Source organism: Pedobacter sp. 22163, from assembly GCF_052045595.1.
Taxonomy (GTDB): domain Bacteria; phylum Bacteroidota; class Bacteroidia; order Sphingobacteriales; family Sphingobacteriaceae; genus Pedobacter.
In genome coordinates this window covers 98998-109700 of sequence record NZ_JBQEPM010000014.1, presented here as the reverse complement: position 1 = coordinate 109700, position 10703 = coordinate 98998, and the positions used below count along the sequence as shown (strand labels likewise).

Annotated in this window: 9 protein-coding genes; all 9 read right to left on the bottom strand. The window is 39.8% G+C overall.

Annotation, left to right across the window (positions count from 1 at the left end; genetic code table 11):
• Positions 1–210: 210 nt before the first annotated feature.
• The 9 genes from tssD to tssO all read right to left on the bottom strand — a co-directional run bounded on the left by tssD (position 211) and on the right by tssO (position 10539).
• Positions 211–606, bottom strand: a complete 396-nt coding sequence (tssD, locus tag ACTJKN_RS26010) for a type VI secretion system tube protein TssD (RefSeq protein WP_025141859.1) — start codon at positions 604–606, stop codon at positions 211–213.
• 360 nt (positions 607–966) lie between these two features.
• A complete protein-coding gene (locus ACTJKN_RS26005; RefSeq protein WP_440828534.1) occupies positions 967–1539 on the bottom strand; it encodes an NAD(P)H-dependent oxidoreductase in 573 nt (190 codons plus the stop codon).
• 123 nt (positions 1540–1662) lie between these two features.
• Positions 1663–3051, bottom strand: a complete 1389-nt coding sequence (locus tag ACTJKN_RS26000; RefSeq protein ID WP_440828533.1) for a DUF5458 family protein — start codon at positions 3049–3051, stop codon at positions 1663–1665.
• An 18-nt stretch (positions 3052–3069) separates the two neighbouring features.
• Positions 3070–3516 carry a hypothetical protein gene (locus ACTJKN_RS25995; protein WP_440828532.1) on the bottom strand — a complete coding sequence of 149 codons (447 nt, stop codon included), beginning with the start codon at positions 3514–3516 and terminating at the stop codon, positions 3070–3072.
• A gap of 55 nt (positions 3517–3571) precedes the next feature.
• Positions 3572–6088, bottom strand: a complete 2517-nt coding sequence (locus tag ACTJKN_RS25990; protein WP_440828531.1) for an ATP-dependent Clp protease ATP-binding subunit — start codon at positions 6086–6088, stop codon at positions 3572–3574.
• A 5-nt stretch (positions 6089–6093) separates the two neighbouring features.
• Positions 6094–8469: a type VI secretion system protein TssR domain-containing protein gene (tssR, locus tag ACTJKN_RS25985; protein WP_440828530.1), complete on the bottom strand. Its 2376-nt coding sequence runs from the start codon at positions 8467–8469 to the stop codon at positions 6094–6096.
• 39 nt (positions 8470–8508) lie between these two features.
• Positions 8509–9486: a PKD domain-containing protein gene (locus ACTJKN_RS25980; protein ID WP_440828529.1), complete on the bottom strand. Its 978-nt coding sequence runs from the start codon at positions 9484–9486 to the stop codon at positions 8509–8511.
• A 35-nt stretch (positions 9487–9521) separates the two neighbouring features.
• Entirely contained in the window at positions 9522–10007 is a 486-nt protein-coding gene (locus ACTJKN_RS25975) for a type VI secretion system transmembrane protein TssO (protein WP_440828528.1), read from the bottom strand.
• Between the two features lie 10 nt (positions 10008–10017).
• A complete protein-coding gene (gene tssO, locus ACTJKN_RS25970; protein WP_440828527.1) occupies positions 10018–10539 on the bottom strand; it encodes a type VI secretion system TssO in 522 nt (173 codons plus the stop codon).
• Positions 10540–10703: the final 164 nt, after the last annotated feature.

The following is a 10703-nucleotide window of genomic DNA, read 5'->3' as shown; positions in this document are numbered from 1 at the left end:
TCAACATCTCTATTTAATGAAAAGCTGCACTGTAGTACATCAAATTCTTTTGATCCTAAGTTTAAACGGGTTTTGAATGCCATTGTAGTAAATTTTAATGTTTTGAAAAATGAATGAATTGCGGTGAGCATGGGGTTTGGCGCATGGCGCTTAGCGTTTAAATACCTTAAACCCTAAACCTTACACCTTCAACCTTTCTGCCCTCAACCCTTAGGCTTTTGGCCAATCGTTAAGGTGCTCGGCGTTGCCCAATTTAAGCTTCCTGGCTGAAATCTGGAATTTGAGCGTCATCGGGTGATCGCCCACAATGTTGATCCCTTCGGAATATTTAACAATGTAGCCATCCTCGAAGTTAACTTCTTTCATTTTGGCATCTTCCTCTGTTTTCTTGATCAGAAGCGTTCCTGTAATAGGTTTGTACTGGTTGTTTACCATCGCCTCGATTATTGAGGTGTCTTCGGTTGACTCGATCTCAATATCGATGGTACCGCCGTAAACTCCGGAAGAAGGTCTTCCCTTAGCATCTACATCACGGTTTAACGCATAGGCACAATGAAGCACATCGTACTCCTTGCCTGAAAAATTTAATCTAGCTTTGAAAGCCATAGTTTTAAAATTTAAAGGTTAAAAAAATTTGATTTAGTGTAGCCTCCGCTACAGTATCAGCATAACCAAAGATCAGGCCAATTACACTTTATATTGCTCATCTATAGCGAATAATCTTATTTTTGAAATCAAGATAAAATCCTGAAAACGCACTAAACGATTAGTTAAACGAGTTATTATTGTGGAAAACGTGTGGAAAAGTTTTAAGATATTTTTAGTGTTACAAATACATTAGGGTAAGTGATTGCGCTACAAAACCGTAGCGATTGTACACAAAGTGTCGTGTTTTAGGACAGCGTATCACTAAAGTAAATGTGATGGTCTGTAAGATACAAACCATGGCGGCATAAATGGCGAAATTTAAATGAGCTGTGAGCCGAATTTTTCCATTTTGGCCAGCCATTTTTGGCTATAGTGGTTCTCGAGCGAATGCAGTTCGCCAATGGTATTGGTTAATACAGGGCTCATCTTACATTTTTCGAACACTATTTTTTTAATGGATAAATAAGTAGTTTTCTTATTAGCTTTCCACTCTTTAAAGGTTGCCTCATCCAAAATTGATACAATCCTGGCCGACCTGCCGCTAAAATTGTTGTTTACATTCTGCTGTTGGGTTGTAAAAATCTGATCGGGCATAAAAAGACGATCGAAAAAACCTTTAACTTTTGCCGGGATATGATCAACGTATACGGGACAAAAAAGCACCACATGGTTACTCTGCCTAATGGCAGTTAAAGCTTTTTGCAGGTCGGGCTCTAACTCGGCAATCTGTCTGTTGTTAAACAGCTTGTTCGAATTGAATATCAGATCGATAATGGCCAACTCCCTAACGGTAGCACCAACACTTTCTGCCCCTTGCTTATAGGCATTAATCAGGAAACTTGTAGATGCGTTTTTTTCAATATCTCCATTGAGGAGAAGTACTTGCTTCATTTTTTTTGATTAATCTGATCAGGCCGATGCATTACAAAATTATAAAGAATTTGTTAAGTGTTATGCATAACCCATAAAAAAACCCAACGCTGAGGTTGGGTTTTTATTTTCAGCTATCAAAAACTATTGCTGATTATATTCTGAACTCCATGTGGTATTTTCATCTTCACCTTTGTGTCCATCCAGTTTTACCACAAAACTTTTAGCCGGAAAATATGGTGTGATGTGGATATCCAGGTGGATCCTGTCTTTCTGTTGTTCATCTCTCTCGAAACGCATAATCTTAAATCGCTCGATTAAACGGTCGGCGCCCTGGATACCATCCAAGAATTTAACAATCTGGCCACGCAGATCCTGTTCCGTTTTAGAAGTCCAGTTTTCGAAAGCCCTTCTGTTCAGGAAATCGAATAATACTTTGGTAATATAATCGAATACACGTACAACAGAATATGTTTGTAAACCGATGTTATCGCCATTAAATAAGGTTTTAGCAGAGAAAGCCATTACTTTACCATATTCGTTAACCATTGGCACCAAGCCTACTCTTTCTAAATGAGAGATTTCACTTTTCTTTAAATCGAATTTTACACCATCTACCTCATTTATAGCACCATGTTTTTTACCTGCAGTAACCTGCGACATTAAAGTGTAATACATTTTACCTGCAAGTGCTGCTGATCCGGGTACGGTTAAATCGTCTTCCTCACCCACTTCTGCAACTTTACCGCGGCCAACCAACCAGTTACAGGTCATAATTACATTCGATCTGAATGCATCACCTCCGGTAAAGTTTGCTGCGGTAAATAAATCAAGTACATCATCCGGCTGATCAAGATCGGCAAAATCGGTTACCAGCATGGCTTTGTTGTTATGCGCAATTTTACCCCATCTCTCTAACACTTTATTAGAGCCCATGTAGCCAGGCACAACCATTAACGAGTAGTTATTACGAAGATCCAAACGGTCATAATTCTGTTTTAGCTCATCATCTACGTATTCGATAAAACGTGGATTATCAAGATCTTTGATCTGATCCATTGATGCATTTAACAGCACCACATTTTTAAGTTTGTCAGATTCGGTATTTTTATAGAATAAATGTACCGAACGGTATGCCTGCTCCAACTCTCTTGTACTTTCTAATGCGGTACCGATGTTTTTATTCAGGTTTTCTTCGGCAGCATTCAGTTTTTGGGTACTTTTTTCTACCATATCGGCAACTGAAGTAGAAGATTCAAGTACATCGATCCAAAGCTGGATTTTCTTTTTCAGTTCTTCGCGTTCTTTCTTTTTCTCATCACCGGTTAAAAAGATCTGTTTACGGGCTTTACGTTCAGGGTTTAAATTCTGCAGACCATCAACAGTGGCTTCCAACAGATCAAAACCGCCAACACGGGCCAGTTTTTCGAGGCTATCTTTAAGTGATGTTTTTTCTAAGGTTTTGGCTTCAGCTGGTTTAAAGCCTGCCTGGCCTGTATTTTCGTCGGTTTTTAATTCTTGAGGATTTGACATGTTTTCTTGGCGTTAAGATTATTTATTTTGCTCCAATTCGTCAACAAAGTTCTTCAAAGCGTTAATGAAGGCCGACTTTGTTTCTTCGTCATCAAGAGTAGCTTTTAAGGTTTTGTTCGATTTTAACTGTTTGATTACATTAAGCGACATTTCTCTTTCGATGTTCACATTAGTAAGGTAGTTACTTTGGTTGATGATGTTTTTTACACCAAAATCGCCCAGATCGTTAAAGTTTATTGTCTCGCCAACGGTAGATCCATCCTGCTTTTCGAAAGCTACCTTCACATTTGGTTTATAATGTGCGAATACATCTTTCACCGTTTTTAATCCCTCTACTTTTTCGGGTTTTATCGGCTCGTTATCGGTAAGTTTCTGTACAAAAAGTGTTTTGTTGTGGGCAATTTCTGCGAAGGCTTCTGAGGTGTCAATTTTTCGCTCGTTACCACCAATTTCATAATTAAACATAGTATGTTGATTTAGGTTTACGATTATTTTTTCTAATAATATAATAATTAACGTTTTAACTCAATTTTTGTTCCAATGTTACGGTTTCTGGCTGAATAATACTCCATTCGAGTTTATCTTCCTCAGCATGTTTGCTTACCACAACCTTCGATCCTTTTTTTAGTTCACCAGAAATGATGTATTTCGAGATCGGCCTGCGTAAAAGATTTCTGATAACTGCAGAGAGCTGCCTTGCACCATATTTTGGTGTAAAACCATCTAAAGCGATCATTTTTTTGGCGTCTTCTGCAATTTCAAAATCGATACCCATTTTATTGAGCGATTGTACCAAACTGCTTAACTGGATTTCGAAAATACGCACCACATTACTTTCGTTTATCGGCGCAAAAGGAACTATTTCGGAGATCCTGGCTAAAAATTCGGGGCGGAAATGCCCGGCCATTACCTCCATTAACTGATTTGAAGCAGGAATTACCCCTTTTCCAATCTGTTCGGCAATCCATTCGCTACCAATGTTCGAGGTAAAAAGAATCAGTGAGTTGCTAAAATCACCCTCTTTTCCTAAACGGTCGTGCATGTGGCCTTCGTCCAGGATCTGTAAAAAAGTATCGAAAACGGAAGGGTGTGCTTTTTCAATTTCATCAAAAAGCAGTACTGAATAGGGCTGTTGCCTGATTTTATTCACCAATAAACCGCCTTCTTCGTAACCTACATAACCGGGAGGCGCACCATAAAGTAAGGCGGCACTATGCTCTTCCTTAAATTCAGACATATCGAAACGGATCATCGCTTTTTCATCGTTGAACAAAAATTCGGCGATTGATTTGGCCAGTTCGGTTTTACCGGTTCCGGTTGGCCCCAGTAAAAAGAAGGATCCTATTGGCTGTCCTTTTTTATTCAATCCGCTGCGCGATTCGAGTATAGCATCTGAAACAGCTTTTAAAGCCTGATCTTGTCCTACCACACGTTTTTTAAGGTAAGCTTCCATATTGAGCAATTTTTCCTTTTCACCAGCCTGCAGTTTACCCATTGGGATACCTGTTTTGTAGGCCACTATAGAAGCAATGTCCTGTTTGTTGATGCGATCACTTTTTTCAGCAGCATATTTTTTTAACTCCTGCAGGCTTTTGGTAATATACCCCTGGTACTCATCGGCTGTTTCGAAAGCATCGGTCTGTGTTTCATCGGTTAAGCGGCCCAGTAAAACCGGACTTAATTTATTCTGAAGCAAAGAGAAAAGCCATTTATAATCGGCAAATTTCTCTGCTTCCGATTCTTCGGTATTGGCATTTAAAGCTTCCAGATCGGTTTCCAAACTTTCGATTACCTGATCGGAGGTGTCGTTCATCATTTTCATGGCGGCCATTGTACGGTCGAGCAGATCGAATGCAGAATCAGGGAGCCTCCTATCTTTCATGTAACGTTTGGCCAGGCGCACACATTCGCCCAAAGCATCGGGTTCGATGGTTAAGGTATGGTGCTCTTCGTATTTTATGGCCAGTTTTTGCAGCATTTTAATGGTGCTTTCTTCGTTTGGCTCATTTACCTGCAACACTTCAAAACGCCTGCTGAAAGCCTGCTCAGGCTCAATAATTTTGCGGTATTCATCGATGGTTGTGGCACCGATAACCGTAATTTCGCCACGGGCCAGTTCTGGTTTAAGCAAATTACCTATACCCGCACCCAGCGGCCCCTTACTATCCAATAAAGTGTGGATTTCATCAATAAACAGCACAGCCTTTTCAAACTGCTTAATTTCTTTGATGATGTTTTTTAAACGGTCTTCTATTTCTCCCTTGTAAGAGGCTCCTGCAATTAACGAACCTAAATCGAGTTCAAAAAGCTGCACGGGTTTTAAACTCTCGGGCACATTCTGGTTCACGATATCAATGGCAAAACCATCAACCAAAGCGGTTTTACCTACGCCAGCATCACCGGTTAGGATTACATTTGGTTTGGTGCGGCGGCAAAGGATTTCCATCATCTGCCTGGTTTCTTTATCACGGCCAATAATAGGGTCGGTTTTACCATCGCGAACCATCTGTAACCTATCTATACAGTATTTATACAGGGCGTTGCCAGTACTTTTGTTTTCAGTACCAGCGCTTGTTTTATCAGGCGAAACCACCCTCGAAATTTCTTCATCTTTTACATACAGATCCAAAATCTCGCGTTCCTTAATCGGGAACGATTTTAACTGATCGGGCTGAAAACCTATACCCGGTTTTGCCAATGCGGTTAATACACATACCGGGGTAATTAAATCCAATCCCAGTTTAATGCGTACATTATCGGCCTCTTCAAATATCACCGCAATTTCTGGCGCACCGCTTACAGTATCCGTAAAACTTGCCGATTTTGCCTGTTCGTCAATCCGTACTTCAGCCCATTCGCTGATATATTCTTCATCTTTACCAATAGAGGTAATGAACGAACGCAGGCCAACATCTTTATGCATCAATCCTTTAAGCAGGTGAGCCGCAGTAAACACTTCGTTTCTGTACTCTTTAGCTAAAGACTGTGCAATGTGCAGGGCTGTTTTGACCGATTCGCTTAAATTTGTAATTGCCATATCCCTTAGTTGGTTGTAGGCAATACTGCCGGGTTAAAATTATTTTCGGTGATGTAGTAATATGTTTTGCCGTTCGAAATAAACTGCTGCTCAATCTGGGTAGCCCTTTTAATCTGCTGAACAGATTGATTTAATAATTTAATGTAGCTTTCGAACTCTTCAAGCGGCATTTTAGAACTGTTCTTTAAATCACCAACGGTGTATTTCTCTAAAAATTTGTTGTTTAAAGGTAAACCAGTTACCAATTTAATGTAGTTGGCCAAGGTTAAACGCTTTATGTTGCCCGATGACTCTTTAATACCCAGCATCTGTTTTGGCATTTTCACATAATTTTTAACGAGTTTACTCCTGAAAGAAGACTGATCGGCCTGCAAATTTTGCCCCAACATAATCGAAAACACATCTACAATCTGTTTGTATTCCATGTTATTTAAAACGATGGCATATTGTAATGTTGAAGGGTTATTTTTCACTGCATCAGCCGACAGATTTGCGGTGCTATAGTATTTAAACGCATTGTGCGGCATGCGGTCTGCAACTTCCGCGCCAACGGGTTCCGGCAATAAACCTTCTACATCGGCAGTCAGGTTTTTACGTGATATACCTGTTAAACGGAAAGCACTATCCAACGAGCTGATCTGATTATAGATATCGGAATTGGTTTCTTTTACGAAACGGCGTAAAGCAATCGTCATGCTCTGGTTGGAATTTACCGAACCTTTTGTTGGGAAAACTACCCCGCCCTGTATTAAACTGTTTTTAGGGTAATCTAAATAATAAGAGATAGAATCCTGTAAACTGGTATTATAAGGCTGGAAGCTTTTTAAACCCTCACCTTTTACCATGGTGTTTTTTCTATATTCGGCAGAGCGGATAGCCGATTCGGAAACGAGTTTACGCGACTGGATTACAAAATCGTTAAATGACTGATTAAAATCGCTATACACCTGTAAGGCTAAAATACGGGCATCTGCCTGCGCAACCTGCTCACTCAATTCGTTAATGAGGTAATTGTTGGTTCCCCCCGTATTTCCGGTACTGCCAACTAAAATAATTAAATTGGTTTCGTTCTTTTTTGCTTTAAATAAGCCTAATCCGGTTTTTATTGCCTGAAAAACAGGTTCCTCGCTTACTTCTCCATTACACCTAACGGTATTTTTAGCCTGATTTGAAAGGAAAGTCATCAACTGCCTGTAATCATTCTGGATCGGGCTTACAAAAATGCCTTTTAAAGCGCAACCACTTTCGCCACGGTATACTACACCACCAAAGTTCACTTTTGTTCCTTTACCAAAATCGCCCATAATATTTTCGAAAGAAGCGATGGTATTGGTCATTCCAGAAAAATATTTGGTCATTGGGCTACCACCGTCCACTACAAAAACAACATTTACTTTGGTTTTATTTTTACGGAGGTTCAGGTAGTCTTGATAAGAAAGCGCAGAACCGTTAATGGTTAATATTTTATTGTCTTTTTTATTGTAAACATCTGCAGCGATACCTACCGTGTTACCTCCTTCATCGTTCGAAACAACAGGTACGCTACGCAGGATTAGGTTTTCCCTTGGCAATAATGGATCTACAGTGAAAGTTGTTCCTTTATCGATTCCGTTTTTGATGGCTACCGAGGTAGAATCATCCCTGTCGTAATCGCCGGGTTTAACCGAGGTAATGTACAAACGATCGCCCCAGCTGTGTACGGCTTCGGCAGAAACCCAACCGTAAATACTTTTTAAAGCGGTATCTGCAACCAGCTGGTCATCAGCACCTATCAGGTATTTCTTGCCATCTTCTGATTTTTTGTAGATATAGGCAATTTCGTGCAACCTTACTTTTGTACGTCGGTCTTTAAGTTCGGGTGTATTGTAAACCAGGATAGAATCGGTAGTATCGAAATAGAACTTGGGTTCGGTTAAGGCATTTTTCCCGTTTACGATACCGATGGCTTTTTCTGCATAACCTGTTTTTTGGTTAGAGAAAGCGCGTTGCCATAAAAGCAGTTTAGATTTTGCGATCCAACCATAACTGATGGCACTTTTTTTATCGTTTATTTTTCTGCCCCTGATCATTCCGGCCTTGTATTTAATCAGTTTCAGGTAGCCGTTTTCCTCTTTTGAAACATAGAAAGGTTCCATAAAGCTGATTTTTTTCATAATCAGGCTTCCACCCGGTGCAGTAGTGGTATAATTATCTTCACGGTCTGAAAAAACAATCCATGGCAAACTGCTGCTACTGGTATTGTCCATTACGTTTATACTTTCTGAAGGCCTTTCGTAAGATTTAGGCATGTATTTTACTCTTTTGCCAAAGGATGCCGGCGATTGTGCGTAGGCAAACGATATTCCTATAAAAAGGAGGGTTAAGGCATAGTATTTTTTCATAATCTGTAGATGAGCTTTAAAATTAGGTGAGCGGTTAATTTATCTTGTTTTGGCCGGTGCTTCAGCAGTTGTTGCCGCAGGTTGGGCCGTTCCCGAATGTTGCTTAATGTTTACCAAACTGGCACAGGTAGAATTTGGCTTGATGGTTAGCTGCGCCTCGTCAACGGCTATTTCTCCCCCAAAGGTTAGTCCCATGCAGTATGAATAAATATCGGTCTGTTTTTTCTTACCGTTCATTTCTACATTTACCGTTACTTTTTCGTTGCCGCACATGTATTTGTTAACGAGATAGTAATAGTTGGAGTTAAAATCGGCACCATTGGCAATGGCTTGTAAACGGGCCCTGATATCATCGATGGTTTTACGTTCGCCATCACCTGGGGCAACAATATCTTCAACGATTTCGGCATTTGGATCAGTGATCAAAATGTTTAGGAAAGCAGGTTTACGGCTTTTATCCGAGCGCAGGCGTACCACATATTTGCCTGGGGCACGGTAGGTGTATAAAGCGGTTTTTCCTTTAACATCTACTCGCCCGGTTTCGCCGAACGACCATTCAAAATCTTTTCCTTCCCCATCTCCTTCAAGCCTGATTTCTTCGTTAACCAAACCTGCCGTTGGTCCACTGATGGTTAATACACTATCTACAACTGGTGTATGAACGGTATCGCGTACAGTAACCGGAAATTCCTGACGGAGTTCGCCATCAACGGTTAAGCGCACAATGTAAGTATCGGGCTTTGTGTAGTGGTAAGAACCGGTTTTTGTGGTGGCTTTTTCGCCGTTTCCGAATTCCCATAACCATTTCGTAGCTTTTGGTGTATTATCGGTAAAAACCAGACTTTCGTTTAAATAAATTTCATCTTTTAAGATTCGCGCATCAATTGCCCTTTTTTCGAACAATGAACTTTTAAATAGGAAAATAAGACCTGTTAAGAGCAATACAGCTAATAGGATGTAGAGAATAACATAGCCCTGCGAATTTGAATTAACTTGCTTGGTGTTTGTGTCAGACATAGGTAGCGTTTTTTTATAGGTTGTTTTTGAGGTATTTATCTGGTAGATATGGTTTGCTGCAATTGCCGCCTGTTGAGAATACAATCGTCCAATTGTCTTTTATGCAATTCGATATCCGTAATGTTTCTGTTCTGTTCCTGCCTATCATAAAATAACCTGTCGTACAGCTGTGCCGTTTGAACAAATATTTTATAACGCTGGTCTGATGCTTTACGGTCAAACGCAGCCCTGATAGAGCCTAATGAATTCTGTATATCGTTTTTCAAGAAAACCGCCTGTACATTTGGGTTGTAGCGGGTAATCTGTTTGTAAGTGGTATCAATGGTAGGCGAAGTTTCTTTTACCATGCTTTCGAATGTTTCGTTCTCGCTGATTTTTACCTCCAGCTCTTCTTTGGAGATTTCGTAGCGCGATTTATCGCTATAAAAAATACCAAAACTTAAAAGCCCCACGGTAAAAACAAACAGCGCTATAAAAAACAAGAATTGTTCGCGTCTTTCTTTTATACTTAATTTTATCATAATCGTTTAATTATCGGCCGAACCGTCCGTTTCTGATCCTGGTTGCCGTAGCCTGGTTTGCGCGGTGGCAATCGTTTATCTGTTCCTTATACCTTTGGATATCGCCCCTTGATTTAATAAGCGAATCCTGTAGATCGGCCATTGCACCAACATTATTGTTTATTTTGGTGTAGAGATCAAAACTCGGACTGGTTTGCGTTTTTTTGGAAATAAGGTCTTTAATCCTGTTGTTGGCGCTTTGGATATCGCCCAAAAGGATACTCTGTTTGCTCATTTCGTTGGCATTGTAATCGCGGTATTGGGCAAGTTCTTTAAAACGCACAAGGATAAGATCGAAATTGGTATTGATATCTTTTCTTAGGTAAGATAGTTTTTCGGTTTCCTTTACCTTTTTATCGAGCAGGGTATACTCATAATCGGATGCGGCAAAAAAGAGATAAATACAGAGAATAGAGAAAAGCGTTAGGAATACAAAGTTTAAGATAAACCTTGTGTAAGCGGTCCTAATTTCGATGGCATTAATGGGTTTCATAGAGCATTAATAGTTTCACATAGCAATAGTATAATAATTAATCCGACAATCAAACACACTAAAATCACACAAACTTTTTCAAATTAACATTGTACTATAACAATTTTTAATATTTGTTGTTTGGTTATTAAAAAGATATTATTTCTTTTACTTTTAGCAAACTT